14 protein-coding genes are annotated in these 13,964 nt (G+C 73.2%); 6 read left to right on the forward strand and 8 right to left on the reverse strand.

The window, feature by feature from the left end; translation table 11 throughout:
• Positions 1-16: 16 nt before the first annotated feature.
• On the reverse strand, positions 17-1,225 hold the full coding sequence (locus tag ACFQW6_RS11450; RefSeq protein ID WP_378544778.1) for a hypothetical protein: 1,209 nt from the start codon (positions 1,223-1,225) through the stop codon (positions 17-19).
• A 143-nt stretch (positions 1,226-1,368) separates the two neighbouring features.
• On the opposite strand from ACFQW6_RS11450, the gene ACFQW6_RS11455 reads away from it, so the two are divergent.
• From ACFQW6_RS11455 to ACFQW6_RS11470, 4 genes are all read left to right on the forward strand, one after another.
• Positions 1,369-2,265, forward strand: a complete 897-nt coding sequence (locus ACFQW6_RS11455; protein ID WP_378544781.1) for an ABC transporter ATP-binding protein — start codon at positions 1,369-1,371, stop codon at positions 2,263-2,265.
• On the forward strand, positions 2,262-3,101 hold the full coding sequence (locus ACFQW6_RS11460) for an ABC transporter permease (protein ID WP_378544784.1): 840 nt from the start codon (positions 2,262-2,264) through the stop codon (positions 3,099-3,101). The genes ACFQW6_RS11455 and ACFQW6_RS11460 overlap by 4 nt, the downstream gene beginning before the upstream one ends.
• Positions 3,102-3,321: 220 nt before the next feature.
• Positions 3,322-3,873: a cysteine hydrolase family protein gene (locus tag ACFQW6_RS11465; protein WP_378544787.1), complete on the forward strand. Its 552-nt coding sequence runs from the start codon at positions 3,322-3,324 to the stop codon at positions 3,871-3,873.
• Positions 3,870-4,841: a PfkB family carbohydrate kinase gene (locus ACFQW6_RS11470; RefSeq protein WP_378544790.1), complete on the forward strand. Its 972-nt coding sequence runs from the start codon at positions 3,870-3,872 to the stop codon at positions 4,839-4,841. Before ACFQW6_RS11465 ends, ACFQW6_RS11470 begins: the two co-directional genes overlap by 4 nt.
• A 15-nt stretch (positions 4,842-4,856) precedes the next feature.
• On the opposite strand, the gene ACFQW6_RS11475 is transcribed toward ACFQW6_RS11470, so the two are convergent.
• The 6 genes from ACFQW6_RS11475 to ACFQW6_RS11500 form a co-directional block, all read right to left on the reverse strand.
• Positions 4,857-5,933: a YihY/virulence factor BrkB family protein gene (locus ACFQW6_RS11475; protein WP_378544793.1), complete on the reverse strand. Its 1,077-nt coding sequence runs from the start codon at positions 5,931-5,933 to the stop codon at positions 4,857-4,859.
• A 1-nt stretch (position 5,934) separates the two neighbouring features.
• A complete protein-coding gene (locus ACFQW6_RS11480) occupies positions 5,935-7,194 on the reverse strand; it encodes a cytochrome P450 (RefSeq protein ID WP_378544796.1) in 1,260 nt (419 codons plus the stop codon).
• A gap of 74 nt (positions 7,195-7,268) precedes the next feature.
• Entirely contained in the window at positions 7,269-8,603 is a 1,335-nt protein-coding gene (locus ACFQW6_RS11485; protein WP_378544799.1) for an enolase C-terminal domain-like protein, read from the reverse strand.
• Positions 8,600-10,111, reverse strand: a complete 1,512-nt coding sequence (locus tag ACFQW6_RS11490) for an aldehyde dehydrogenase (NADP(+)) (RefSeq protein ID WP_378544802.1) — start codon at positions 10,109-10,111, stop codon at positions 8,600-8,602. The genes ACFQW6_RS11485 and ACFQW6_RS11490 overlap by 4 nt, the downstream gene beginning before the upstream one ends.
• 42 nt (positions 10,112-10,153) lie before the next feature.
• On the reverse strand, positions 10,154-11,080 hold the full coding sequence (kdgD, locus tag ACFQW6_RS11495) for a 5-dehydro-4-deoxyglucarate dehydratase (RefSeq protein WP_378544805.1): 927 nt from the start codon (positions 11,078-11,080) through the stop codon (positions 10,154-10,156).
• 123 nt (positions 11,081-11,203) lie between these two features.
• Positions 11,204-11,665: a methyltransferase family protein gene (locus ACFQW6_RS11500; protein WP_378544808.1), complete on the reverse strand. Its 462-nt coding sequence runs from the start codon at positions 11,663-11,665 to the stop codon at positions 11,204-11,206.
• Between the two features lie 64 nt (positions 11,666-11,729).
• Here ACFQW6_RS11500 and ACFQW6_RS11505 point away from each other — a divergent pair, with 64 nt between their 5' ends.
• Both ACFQW6_RS11505 and ACFQW6_RS11510 read left to right on the forward strand, forming a co-directional pair.
• The gene (locus tag ACFQW6_RS11505) at positions 11,730-12,542 is read left to right on the forward strand and encodes a hypothetical protein (RefSeq protein WP_378544811.1); all 813 of its coding nucleotides are present in this window, start codon (positions 11,730-11,732) and stop codon (positions 12,540-12,542) included.
• Positions 12,543-12,601: 59 nt separating this feature from the next.
• Complete coding sequence (locus ACFQW6_RS11510) at positions 12,602-13,033, forward strand: hypothetical protein (protein WP_378544814.1); 432 nt, start codon at positions 12,602-12,604, stop codon at positions 13,031-13,033.
• 9 nt (positions 13,034-13,042) lie between these two features.
• Here ACFQW6_RS11510 and ACFQW6_RS11515 read toward each other — a convergent pair whose 3' ends face one another.
• Positions 13,043-13,963, reverse strand: a complete 921-nt coding sequence (locus ACFQW6_RS11515; RefSeq protein WP_378544817.1) for an SDR family oxidoreductase — start codon at positions 13,961-13,963, stop codon at positions 13,043-13,045.
• Position 13,964: the final 1 nt, after the last annotated feature.

Below are 13,964 nucleotides of genomic sequence, written 5' to 3' on the forward strand. Positions count from 1 at the left end.
GGGAGGAGGACGAGGCTCAGCGCGGGTCGAGCTGGAACCAGCGCCGCACCTCCACCCGGCGCAGGCACACGACGGTCGCCACGGCGGCCGCGGCCGGCAGCAGGACGAGCGGGGTGTTGAGCACGAGGGCGAGGCAGGCACCGGCGCTGAAGGCGGCGCTGACCATCAGGCCGCGGCGCGCCCACTCGCGGCGGGCCATCGCGAAGCCGGCCAGCACCAGCGCCAGGACGCACCACACGACGAACACGCCCGCCAGCGCGAGCACGGTCGTGCGCACCTGCTCGAGGCTGAGGCCGTCGTCGAGCATCTCGGGCTGCTGCTGCTCCATGACGCTGCGCAGGAAGTCCGGCGAGAAGCCCGCGATCGCCAGCCACAGGAGCGAGAGCCCGAGCAGCCCGCCGGCCGTGACGACCGTGATCACGAACGCCGCGACCATCGCGCCCGGTCGGGCCTGGAGCAGCTGGCGGCGCTGCCAGTCTCGCGCGGGGTGGGCGGCGTACGGCGCCGGCGCGGGCTGGCGCTGGTCGGGTCGGGGCGGATAGGCCTGCCCGTACGGCGACTCGGCGGGCCGACCGACGGGGTGCTGCTGGGCGGGCGGCCCGGGCTCGCCGAAGGGCCGGCTGGCAGGCGGCGGGACGGTCGGTGACGTGTCGGACGGAGTGGACGGCGGCTCGGACGGCGGCGCGGACGGCGCATCGCTGCCGGCGGGCGGCCGGCCCCAGGGGTCGGCCTGTCCGGAGGCATCCCGGTCGGCGCGCCCGGCGTCCTTGGACGGCGCCGGGGCGGGCGGCGTCCAGCGGCCGGTGGCGAACCACTCGCGGGCGGGCTGCATCCAGAGCATCGCCGCACCGGCGGCGACGAACGAGCCGGCCAGGCCGCCCGCGGGGATGCCGGTGACGAAGACGACGACCGCGAACAAGGTCAGGCCCAGGCGCGCGGGCCGGTCGGGCGTGCGGACGTACCAGCCGAGGATCGCGGTCGCGCACGCGCACGCCGCAGCGACCATGCACGAGACCCGCAGCAGCTCGGTCGTGCTCGACACGGTGAGCCCGAGCGACGAGAAGGGCGCGTCGGCGAGGACGCCGCGGATCGCGTCCTGCGTCTCGAGCGAGCCGAGCGAGGTGACCCGCTCCCACGCGGTCAGGAGGACCACCACCGAGGAGAACATGACGATGCCCGAGGCCAGGCTGACCTGGGGCGGACGCTGCGTGGTGGGCTGACTCACCCGTCCATTGTCCCCGCTCGGGCCCAACTCCGCCCATCCGCACCCCGGGGTCCCGGTGCGGGGTTTCTCAGGGTCGTCCTCAGGGGCCGGCGGGGTGCCGTCCCCGATGTGCCGGGTGCCCCTGCGCCACGAGGGTTGGACCCATGATCAGCGTCGAGCACCTCACCAAGCAGTACGGCCACTTCACAGCCGTCGACAACGTCTCCTTCACGGCCGCGACCGGTCGGGTGACCGGCTTCCTCGGCCCCAACGGCGCCGGCAAGTCCACCACCATGCGCATCATGGTGGGACTCACCCGGCCCAGCACCGGTCACGTCACCATCACCGGCCGCGACTACCGCGACCTCGTCAACCCCGGCCTCGAGGTCGGCGTCCTGCTGGACGCCTCCGCGCAGCACGCCGGGCGCACCGGCCGCGAGATCCTGGCGATCGCCGCGCAGACGATGGGCCTGCCGAAGTCCCGGGTCGGCGAGACCCTCGCCCGCGTCGGGCTCACCGCCGACGAGTCCGAGCGCCGGGTCCGCAACTACTCCCTCGGCATGCGTCAGCGCCTCGGCATCGCGACCGCCCTCATCGGCGACCCGCAGGTGCTGATCCTCGACGAGCCCGCCAACGGCCTCGACCCGGCCGGCATCCGCTGGATGCGCGACCTGCTCCGCGGCTTCGCCGACCAGGGTGGCACCGTGCTGCTCTCGTCGCACCTGCTCCACGAGATCGAGGTGATCGCCGACGACCTCGTGGTCATCGGCCAGGGCCGCATCGTGGCCCAGGGCAGCAAGGCCGAGCTCCTCGCCGCCGCCGGCACCCTCGTCCGCACCGCCGACGTCGACCGCCTCGCCCGTGCCCTGCACGAGGCGTCGGTCGTCACCACCCCCATCGACGGCGGCCTGCGCGCCGACGCCGACCCCGAGCTCGTGGGCGAGACGGCACACCGTGCCGGAGTCGTCCTGCGCGAGCTGCGCGCCGCCGACGGCGCCGGCCTGGAGGAGATGTTCCTCGAGCTCACCGCCGAGACCGCTCGTGAAGGAGCAGCAGCATGACCACCGCGACCCAGACCCCCAGCCCGGCCCACGCCTCGCGGCCCCCGGCTCGTACGCCGGACGCGGCCGCCGCGCCACGGACGGTCAAGCCGATCCCGATGACCCGCCTGGCCGGCGTGGAGCTGCGCAAGATGTTCGACACCCGCGCGGGCTTCTGGCTCATGGCGAGCGTCGGCATCGTGGCCGTCCTCGCCACCGCAGCGGTCATCCTGTGGGCTCCCGACTCCGCCATCGACCAGGAGACGTTCTCCAGCGCGATCGGCTTCCCCCTGTCGGTGATCCTGCCGATCATCGGCCTGCTGTCGGTGACCAGCGAGTACAGCCAGCGGACCGGCCTGACGACGTACACGCTGGTGCCCTGGCGAGGCCGGGTGATCACGGCCAAGATGATCGTCACCCTCGCCATCGGTGTCGCCTCGATGTTCCTCGCCCTGGCGGTCGGCGCGGTCGGCAACCTGGTCGGCTCGGCGATCACCGGCCTGGACCCGGTCTGGAACGTCTCGGTCACGGAGTTCGGACAGATCGTGCTCGCCAACGTCCTGGGCATGCTCATCGGCTTCACGCTCGGAGTCCTGCTCCGCAGCTCGGCCGCCGCGATCGTCGGCTACTTCGTCTACTCCCTGGTGCTGCCCGCAGCCCTTGGAGCGCTCGCCGCCTTCCAGGAGTGGTTCCGCGACCTGCAGCCGTGGGTCGACGTCAACTACGCCACGACCCGGCTCTTCGACAGCTCGATGACGACGGAGTACTGGCAGCAGCTGGCCGTCACGACGATCGTGTGGCTCTGGATCCCGCTGGCCATCGGCCTGCGCGCGGTCCTGCGTGCCGAGGTGAAGTAGATCCCCTCTGCTTCCCTCGTGCCCATCAGCGGCTGCCGGTCGGGGGACCGGCGGCCGCTGATGTCTGTCTGGGGGGCGCGTCGAACCGGCGGTCACCGGATATCCGGTGACCGCCCCACTTGTCGGCCGAGATCTCGACCGCGAAGTCCGAATCTCGGGTGCACAGTCCGGTGCCCGCGCCGCTGAGCGACCCCGCCCCCGGCTCTGACAGGCTGGCCACATGCACGCCGACGCCTGGCTGGTCGTCATCGACCCGCAGCGGATCTTCGCCTCCCCGGACAGCGAGTGGGGGTCGCCGATGTTCCCCGACATCGTGGAGCCCGTACGACGACTCGCCTCCGCCGCGGGCGGGCGCACCGTGGTCACGCGCTGGGTGCCCGCCCGTGAGGCGCAGGGCAGCTGGCGGGCCTACCTCGACGCGTGGCCGTTCGCCGACGTGCCCCACGACGACCCGCTGCTCGACCTCGTGCCCGAGGCACAGGGGCTGACGGACACGGTGGTCTCGCTGCCGACCTTCGGCAAGTGGGGGCCCGAGCTCGCGGCCGTCACCGGGCCGCTCCCCCACCTGGTGCTGGCCGGGGTGAGCACCGACTGCTGCGTCGTGTCGACGGCGCTCGCGGCCGCCGACGCCGGGGCGACCATCACCGTCGTGACCGACGCGTGCGCCGGCTCGACGCCGGACAACCACCGGGCCGCGATGGACGTGATGGCGCTCTACCCGCCGCAGATCACGTTGGCCACGACCGACGAGGTGCTGCGAGGAGCCCCGTGAGCCGGGTGATCCACACCGGCCAGGCCCTCGTGGACGTGGTCGTCGAGGTCCCGGACCTCCCGGACCGCGGGCAGAACGTGATGGCCGCCTCCGCGACCGACTACGCCGGTGGGGCGGTGACCGTGCTCGTCGCGGCCGCGCGCTTCGGGGCCGACTGCGTGCACGCCGGCGCGCACGGCACCGGTCCGCACGGCGACCTCATCCGTGACGCGCTCGCCCGGGAGGGGATCGCCGCGTCCGCGCAGCCGGTCGAGGGCCTCGACACCGGGATCTGCGTGGTCATGGTCGAGCCGAGCGCCGAGCGCACCTTCGTGACCACGCTCGGGGCCGAGCGCCGGATCAGCGTCGCGTCGCTCGACACCTCCCAGCCCGGCCCGGGCGACCTGGTCTGCGTCACCGGCTTCTCGCTCGCTCTCGACAGCACCCGCGACCCGCTGCTCGCGTGGCTGCCGAGCCTTCACCCCGACGTGGTCGTGGTGCTCGACCCCGGGGCCGCCTTCGCGGGCCTCGACGCCGACGTCCGCGCGGCGATGCTCGAGGTGACCGACGTCTGGTCGAGCAACGCCGAGGAGGCCGAGGACCTCCTGCGTGCCGTCGACCAGGACGCGCCCGACGACCTCGCGGCGCTCACCACCGCGATCGCACCCCTGCTGCGCGGCGACGCGGTCGCGATCGTCCGCGACGGGCCGGAGGGCTGCGCCGTCCACGTCGCCGACATGACGACGTACGTCCCCGGGTTCCCGCAGACGCCGGTCGACACCAACGGCGCCGGCGACACCCACACCGGTGCGTTGCTGGCCGAGGTGGCCGCCGGTACGCCCTGGGTGGAGGGCTGCCGTCGCGCGAACGCGGCCGCCGCCATCAAGGTCACCCGGCGTGGGCCGCAGTCGGCGCCGACGGCTGCCGAGGTGGACACGTTCCTCGCGACCGCCCCTGATGAGTCAGGAGCGGTGAGCCCGGAGCGGTGAGCTAGGAGCGGTGAGCTAGGAGCGTCGTCCCTGCGACTCGCGCAGCTTGCGCCCCCGCTCAATGTCCTCCTGCTCCTTCGCCGCAGCCTTGTCGGACTTGCGGGTGTCGCGGGGAGGCAGCTGGAGCTCCTCCTCGGCCGCGATGCCTGCCTGGAGCTGACGGCCCCGCTCGAGCTCGGCGTCGAGCTCGGCACCGAAGAGCAGGGCCAGGTTGGTGATCCACAGCCACAGCAGGAACGCGATGACGCCGGCGAGCGAGCCGTACGTCTTGTCGTAGCTGGAGAAGTTCGCCACGTAGAAGCCGAACGCGGCCGACGCGATCACCCACACCACGATGGCGACGATCGCGCCGACGCTGATCCAGCGGAACTTGGGTTGCTCCACGTTGGGGGTGGCGTAGTAGAGCAGGGCGACGATGAGCACCACGACGAGCAGCAGCACCGGCCACTTGGCGATGCTCCAGGCCGTCACGGCCGCGGACTCCAGCCCGATCGCGCTGCCCACGGCCTCCGCGGCGGGGCCGGTCAGCACGAGGCCGACGGCGACGAGGGCGGCGAGCACGACGGTGATAAGGGTGACGAGGAGCATCGTCGGGCGGAGCTTCCAGATCGGCCGTCCCTCGTCGATCTCGTAGATGCGGTTCATCCCGCGGCCGAAGGCGCCGACGTAGCCCGAGGCCGACCACAAGGCGGTCGCGAGGCCGATGACGAGGGCGAACCCGGCACCCTGGCTCCCCGCGAGGTCGGTGAGCGTCGGCTCGAGGGTGTCGGCCGCCGACGAGGCACCGATGTCACGCAGGATCTGCAGGAGCGTGTCGACGGTCTGCTGCGGCTGGCTCACGAGGCCCACCAGCGAGAGCATCGCGATCGCGCCGGGGAACATCGCCAGCACCGAGTAGTAGGTCAGCGCGGCCGCGAGGTCGGTGCACTCGTCGTCCATGAACTCGCGCACGGTCTTGCGCAGGGAGTAGCCCCACGTCGGCTTGGCGATGTCACCGGGCGAGTCGGGCTTGCCCGGGGCGTCGGGCGCGGGCGCTGTCCGCTCCCGCTCCTCGCTCGTGGACTCTCCGTCGGTGGTGGATCGGTTCGTCATGTCACCCCAGTGCCCGAGCGGGGGCGACCCATGCGGGGTCGGGCCACTCCCGCGTGGGGCGCTCGACCCGGACGCGGTCGATCCCCACCGGCAGGGTCGGCATGCGCGTCGGGTCGGCCGCACCCGGGGTGACCTCGAGGTCCAGGCCTGCCAGGACCCGGATCGTCTCGGACAGCAGGCGCAGGGTCAGGGACTCACCCGGGCAGCGGTGGCCGGACGGGTGCCCGCCTCCTTGCGGCACGAGGTCGAAGGCGGACTCCGCCGCGACCTCGTCGTGGTCGAGGAAGCGGTCGGCGTCGAACAGGCGCGGTGCCGGCCAGCGGCTCTCGAGGTGGTCGATCCCGATGACGTCGAGCAGGAGCCGGTCGCCCGCGCGCACCCGAACTCCCGAGACCTCCGCCCCGCGGACGGCCAGCGCGGTGAGTGCGGGCACGAAGGGAGAGGTACGTCTCACCTCCTGCGCGAAGGCGTACCGCTCGTGCACCGCCTCCTGCGGCACCAAGCGCGCCCGCTCCTCCGCGGGCACCGACGCCAGTGCGAGCCCGGCGAAGCAACCCAGCCAGCTGACGGCGACCGTCGGGCGCAGCACGTTGAGCAGCTCGACGGCTGCCTGGCGCTCGTCGAGGTCGGTGGCGGCGATCATCTGCAGGGCGCTGCCGGCCACGGGGCTCGTCCGCCCGTCGCGCGCGTCGCGGACCGCGGTCCGGGCCCAACGTTCGGCCCACCGTCGGGCGCGCCAGCCGCGGACGTACGCCCGCCCGGCGAAGCCGAACCCGTCGACGATCTCGGCCAACCGCCGACCGACGAGCTCGGCCTCGCGGCGGGTGACGTCGAGTCCGGCCCAGTGCAGGGTCGCCGCGCCGTAGACGCTCACCAGCTCGCGGTGCAGGTCGACCTCCCGCCCGACCCAGCCGCCGGCGCGGGTGATGAGCGCGCCGCGCACCTCGTCGACGAGCGAGTGCAGCCCGTCGGGGTCCAGCACGTCGAGGAGCAGCCGCTTGCGGTCCCGGTGCTCGGTGCCGTCCATCCCGTGCACGGCACCGCGCCCGAAGAGCAGCCACGCGAGGGGCGGTGGGACCGCTCCCGCGCGGCGCGCCAGGGACTCGTCGTAGAACGCGCGGGCGCCGTCGGGGTCGCCCAGGACCACGGTGCGGCGTCCGAGCAGCCGGGAGATGTAGGTGTCCGCCCCGCCGTGGGCGGTGCGGTCACGGGCCACGGCGTCGTAGCCATGGCGCGCCAGCAGGAATCCGAGATCGGTCATCCCTGCCCGTTCCCGGCTGTCCGGGCTTCATGCGTCGGCCGTCAGGACGGGTCGAGCGGAACCTCAGCGCACCGTCATCGGACGAGGCAGGGGCGCTTGGGGTCGAACGTCCAGTCGTCGACGAGGTACTGCATGGCGACCGCGTCGTCGCGGGCACCGAGCCCGTGCTCGAGGTAGAGCTCGTGCGCCTGCGCCAGCCGGTCGCGGTCGAGCTCGACGCCGAGGCCCGGGGTGTCGGGGACCTCGATGGCGCCGCCGCGGATCTGCAGCGGCTCCCGCGTCAGGCCCTGGCCGTCCTGCCAGATCCAGTGCGTGTCGAGCGCGGTGATCTCGCCCGGGGCGGCCGCGCCGACCTGGGTGAACATCGCCAGCGAGACGTCGAAGTGGTTGTTGGAGTGCGAGCCCCACGTCAGGCCGAAGTCGTGGCAGAGCTGGGCGACCCGGACGGAGCCCGCCATCGTCCAGAAGTGCGGGTCGGCGAGCGGGATGTCGACGGCGTTGGTGCGCACCGCGTCGGCCATCTGGCGCCAGTCGGTGGCGACCATGTTGGTGGCCGTGCGCAGTCCGGTGCGGCGCTTGAACTGCGCCATCACCTCGCGTCCGGAGTAGCCGCCCTCGGCACCGCACGGGTCCTCGGCGTAGGCGAGGACGTCGTCCTTCCCGGCCAGCAGGCGGACCGCGTCCTCGAGCAGCCAGCCGCCGTTGGGGTCGAGGGTGATCCGCGCGTCCGGGAAGCGCTCGTGCAGCGCGGTGACGGCCGCGACCTCCTCCTCGCCCGGCAGCACGCCGCCCTTGAGCTTGAAGTCGGCGAAGCCGTATCGGGCCTGCGCGGCCTCGGCCAGGCGGACGACCGCCTCCGGGGTCATCGCCTCCTCGCGCCGGACCTTCTCCCAGTCGTCGGCGCCGCCTTGTTCGCGGAGGTAGGGCAGGTCGGTGCGGTCGGGGTCGCCGACGTAGAACAGGTAGCCGAGCATCGGCACGCTCCTCCGCTGCTGGCCCTCGCCGAGCAGCTCGGCGACGGGCACGCCGAGCGCCTGACCGGACAGGTCGAGCAGCGCCGACTCGAGCGCCGTCACCGCGTGGATCGTGGTGCGGAGGTCGAAGGTCTGCAGACCACGTCCACCGGCGTCGCGGTCGGCGTACGCCGCAGCGACTCGACGCAGCAGGGTGCGGAACGTCGCGACCGGCTGGCCGACGAGGATCTCGGCCGCGTCGGTGATCGTCTGCCGGATCGCCTCGCCGCCGGGCACCTCGCCGAGGCCCTCGCGTCCCTCGGAGTCGGTGACGATCGCGATGTTGCGGGTGAAGAACGGGCCGTGGGCGCCGCTGAGGTTGAGCAGCATCGAGTCGTGCCCGGCGACCGGGACGACGTCGACCCTGGCGATCGTGGCGTTCACTCCAGCGCTCACTCGAGCTCTCCGTCGAGGCGGCGGCGCAGGCCCCAGGGGTTGTCGTCACGGACGGCGGCGGGGAGCAGCGCTGCCGGCACGTCCTGGTAGGCGACCGGACGCTGGAAGCGCTCGATGGCGAGGCTGCCGACGCTGGTGCTGCGCGAGTCTGACGTCGCCGGGTAGGGACCGCCGTGGACCATCGCGTGGCCGACCTCGACACCCGTCGGCCAGCCGTTGAAGAGGACCCGGCCGGCCTTGAGCTCGAGGACCGGCAGGAGCGCGGACGCGTCCTCGACGTCGCTGTCGGTCGCGTGGACGGTGGCGGTGAGCTGGCCCTCGAGGGCCTCGAGCCGCGGCAGCAGGGCGGCCACGTCGTCGTACCGCACCACGACGCCGGCGGCGCCGAACACCTCGTCGGTCACGGTGCTGTCGTCGATCGCGAGCAGCTCGGCGGGTGCCTCGTAGACCACCGGTGCGGGAGCGTGCTCGCCGGCTGCGGAGCCCTCGCCGACGACGCGGATGCCCTCGGTGCCGCGCAGGCTGGCGGTGCCGCTGGCGTACGCGTCGGCGATGGCGGGCGTGAGCATCTGCTGACCCGCGGCGCCGCTGACGGCCTCACCGGCCGCGCGCAGGAACGCGTCGCCCCGCTCGCCGGACGGCAGGAAGAGCAGGCCCGGGTTGGTGCAGAACTGGCCGGAGCCGAGCGTCAGGCTGCCGACGTACGCCTGGGCGAGCGCGGCGACGTCACCCTCGAGCGCGCCGGGCAGCACGACGACGGGGTTGATCGACGACATCTCGGCGTAGACCGGGATCGGGACCTCGCGCTCTGCGGCAGCGCGGACGAGGGCGAGGCCCCCGCCACGCGAGCCGGTGAAGCCGACCGCGGCGATGCGCGGGTCGGCCACCAGCTCCTGGCCGGTCTCGATCCCACCGAGGACGAAGGAGAACGTGCCGGCGGGCAGGCCGGACTTCTCGACGGCGCGGCTGATCGCGCGGGCGACGAGGGTGCCGGTGACCGGGTGGGCGGGGTGGCCCTTCACGACGACGGGGCAGCCGGCAGCAAGCGCCGAGGCGGTGTCGCCGCCCGCGGTGGAGAAGGCCAACGGGAAGTTGCTGGCCCCGAAGACCGCGACCGGGCCGAGCGGGACCATTCGCTGACGGATGTCGGCGCGCGGGAGGGGCGTACGGTCCGGCAGCGCCGGGTCGATGCGCACGCCGAGGTGGTCGCCCTGGCCGACGACGCCGGCGAACATCCGCAGCTGACCGGTGGTCCGGCCGACCTCGCCGGTGATCCGCCCCTCGGGCAGCCCGCTCTCGCGGACCGCCTCCCGGATGATCGCGTCCTTGTCGGCCTCGATCTCGGCCGCGACCGCCTCCAGGAAGGCGCTCCGCTCCTCGGGGGTGGTGGCGCGGTAGGCGGCGAAGGCCTCGGCGGCGGCCTTGGTGGCGGCGGCGACGTCGGGCTGCTCGGAGTCGGTGCCCGCCAGAATTGAGGTGGCAGTGATCGAGGTGGCGAGGTCGGACATGGGTTCCTCTCGTTGCTGTGGTGCGCGTGCGGACGGTCGGGCTCAGGCCTTCGAGCCTGACACCTTGTCCACGAGGGTCTGGAGCTCATCGCGCTCGGCGTCGAGCAGGTCGGACAGCGGCGGGCGCACCGGCCCGGCCGGGCGGCCGACAGCGGCGAGGCCGGCCTTGACGATCGACACCGCGTAGCCGGACTCGCGGTCGCGGATCTTGGTGTACGGGATGACGAAGTCGTTGAGCATCGCGTAGACCGCGACCTGGTCCTGGCGGCGCACCGCGGCGTAGAAGTCGAGCGCGAACTGGGGCACGAAGTTGAAGATCGCCGAGCTGTAGGTGGTCACGCCGAGCTGGAGCAGCGGCAGGGCGAACATCTCCGCGGTGGGCAGGCCGCCGACGTAGACGAGACGGTCGCCGAGCTGGGCGTACGTGCGGGTCATCTGCTCGATGGAGCCGACGCCGTCCTTGAAGCCGACGAGGTTCTCGTTGCGGGCGCACGCCTGCTCGAGGGCGTCGGTGCCGAGCACGGCGTTCGCGCGGGAGTAGTAGATGACACCGAGGTCGGTGGCAGCGCAGACGGCGCTGATGTGCTCGACAAGGCCGCGCTGTCCGGCCTCGGTCAGGTAGGGCGGCATCAGGAGGATGCCGTCGGCGCCCGCCTCCTTCGCCGCCTTGACGTGCGCGACGGCGTTGACGGTCGAGCCGGTCGCGGGGGCGAGCACCGGCACCTTGCCGCCGGCGCCGGCGATGGCGGCGCGCACCACGCGGTCGGTCTCCTCGGCGTTCAGGGAGAAGCCCTCACCGGTGCCACCGGCGGCGAACAGGCCGGCGACGTCGTAGCCGCTGAGCCACTCGAGGTGCGCGCGGTAGGCGGGCTCGTCGAACTGGAGATCGGCGTCGAAGTGGGTGACCGGGAACGACAGCAGGCCGCTGCCCAGGGTCTCGACGAGCTCGGTCGGGCTGTACTTCGTCACGCTTCGTCCTTCGGTCGGCCGTGGGTCTGGTGCTCCACGGATGTGGCGGTGCTCACCAACCTAGGAAGACGTGACGATGCCTGTCCAAGCCCGTTTCTGAATCCCGTGATGCCTTCGGGGTATCTATCCGACGATGGACCGGAGGCCGAGCCAGCGCGGGACGTTCGCGCGGTAGGCGGCGTAGTCGTCGCCGAAGCGATCGACGAGCGCTCGTTCCTCGGCCGCGATCTGGAAGCGGTCGATCACCGCCACGAAGACGGCGACCGGCAGGACGCCGGGCCAGGAGCCCCTCAGGAGCGCATGGGCGGCGAGCAGGCCGGCCATCCCGACGTACATCGGGTTGCGGGTGCGCGAGTTGGGTCCCGTCACGACCAGCGACGACGCCTTGGAGGGGTCGAACGGCTCGACGGTCGTGTGCTGTGCCCGGAACCGGCTCGCCGCTCCGCCGGCCAGCGCGATCGACGTCGCCGCCGTGAGGGCCGCGGCCGCCTGACGGGACCCGGACGAGGGTGGCGCCCCACGGGACAGGCCGCGCTGGGCGAGCGCGGCAGCGAGCGCGAGGAGCGGCGGCGGGGGGCGCTTCATGGGCCCACGGTGCCACGCCGACCGGCCCGCGCGCAGCCCTCCGGTCCTGCCGTACGGTGCGCCTGTGACCCCGGACGTCCTCCTCGTCGGCGCCGGCGACCTCGGCGCCGCGGTGGGCCTGCGCCTGGCCGACCTCGGCCACGGCGTGCTCGCCCTGCGGCGCAACGCCTCGCTGGTGCCCGCGCCGCTCGTCGGTCGCTCGGTCGACCTGACGCGCGAGGCGCCCGACCTGTCCGACGTACGCCCGCGCCTCGTCGTCGTCGCGCTGACCGCCCGGCCGCGGACCGAGGAGTCCTACCGGACGACGTACGTCGACGGGATGGCGCGGGCGCTCGACGCGCTGGCCGAGCCGCCCGAGCGGGCCGTCCTCGTCTCGTCGACAGCCGTGCACGGCAGCCGCGACCTCCCGGAGCTCGAGGACGAGACGACTCCCCCGGCCCCCGGCGACGGCCCGGGACGGATGCTCGTCACCGCCGAGGAGGCCTTCCACGAGCGCGTCCCGCACGGCAGCGTCCTGCGGCTGTCCGGGTTGTACGGCGGCAGCAGCACGCGGCTGCTCGACCAGGTCCGCGAGGGCCGGATCGACGACCCGCACCGCTGGACCAACCGCATCCACCGCGCCGACGCCGCCGCGGCCGTCGTGCACCTGCTGACCATGGACGCCGCGCCCGAGCGGCTCTACCTCGGCACCGACGACGAGCCGGTCCAGCTCGGGGACGTCGCTGCCTTCCTCGCCGAGCGACTCGGCGCACCCGCTCCCCCGCCGGCCGACCCGGGACACGGGCACGGCAAGCGCCTCTCCAACGCGCGCCTGCGGTCGGCGGGCTGGGCGCCGACGTACCCGTCGTACCGCGAGGGCTACGCGAGGGTCGGGTAGCCCTGGACATCCCCGATCGGGGCGATGGACCGGGCGGGCCGGAGGCGCAGACTGCAGGCATGGCGGTCATGCCCTCGGAAGCACACGCGGCGATCCGCGTCGACCGCCGCCGTCCGGGGCTCGCCCTCCTGATCGCCCTCCTCGCCGCCGTGCCGTACGTCATCGGGCTGGTGCTGCCCTACTACGCCAACGACGTCCACCTGCGGCCGGCCGACCAGTCGATCTACGCCTACGACCTCGGCACGATGTGGCCCTACGACACCGCGCTCGGCGGGGTGGTCGCGTTCGTCACCGTCGTCGGGGTGCCGACGGCGCCGTTCGTCTCGGGTGGGGTGGCGATGTGGTCGTCGTTCATGGTGTGGGCCTGGTGGCGGACGCTGACCGTCCGGGAGGTCGTCCTCTACGCGGCCGCAGCCGCGGTCGGCATCGCGTCGATCGCCTGGCTGGCCACGCCGCTGGCGAACGAGCTCCTCATGTGGTTCTGGGACTGACGAGCGCCGCTACATGGTGACAGGCTTGCCCCCGGTCACGGCGATGACCTCGCCGGTGATGTAGCTCGACTCGGGCGAGGCGAGGAAGACGTACGCCGTGGCCACCTCCGCCGGCTGTCCCGCGCGACCCAGCGGCGTGTCCTCGCCGAACGACTCGACCTTCTCCTCCGGCATGGTGGCCGGGATGAGCGGCGTCCAGATGGGTCCGGGAGCGACGGCGTTGACGCGGATGCCCTGGTCGGCGACCGACTGGGCGAGGCCGCGGGTGAAGTTCACGATCGCCGCCTTGGTGGTGGCGTAGTCGAGCAGCTCCGGGGAGGGGGACGACGACTGCACCGACGAGGTGTTGATGATCGTCGCGCCCGACTTCATGTGGGGCAGCGCCATCCTGCAGAGCCAGAACATGGCGTAGACGTTGGTCCGCATCACCCGGTCGAGCTGCTCGGTCGTGATGTCGGCGATCCCACCGGGCTGCGCCATCTGGTAGGCGGCGTTGTTCACGAGGATGTCGATGCGGCCGAGCTCGTCGACGGCCGTGTCGACCAGCGCCTGGCAGGCCGACTCCTCGACGAGGTCGGTCGGCACCAGCACGACCCGGCGGCCTGCTTCCTCGACCAGGCGGGCGGTCTCGCGCGCGTCGTCGTCCTCGCCGGCGAGGTACGCGATCACCACGTCGGCGCCCTCGCGAGCGAAGGCGAGCGCAACCGCGCGGCCGATGCCGGAGTCGCCACCGGTGATCACCGCGACCTGGTCGAGCAGCCGGTCGTGGCCGACGTACGTCTCCTCGCCGTGGTCGGGCTTCTCGCCCATCTCGCCGGTCACCGAGTCCTCGTCGCCGGGCTTCGGCAGCTGCTCACCCTCGGTGTCCGGCTGGTCGTGCAGCTCGGTCGGGTCCTGCCTGGTCTGGTCGGCCTGTCCGTCGTCGCTCATC

Source organism: Nocardioides sp. GCM10028917, assembly GCF_042666175.1.
GTDB lineage: Bacteria > Actinomycetota > Actinomycetes > Propionibacteriales > Nocardioidaceae > Nocardioides.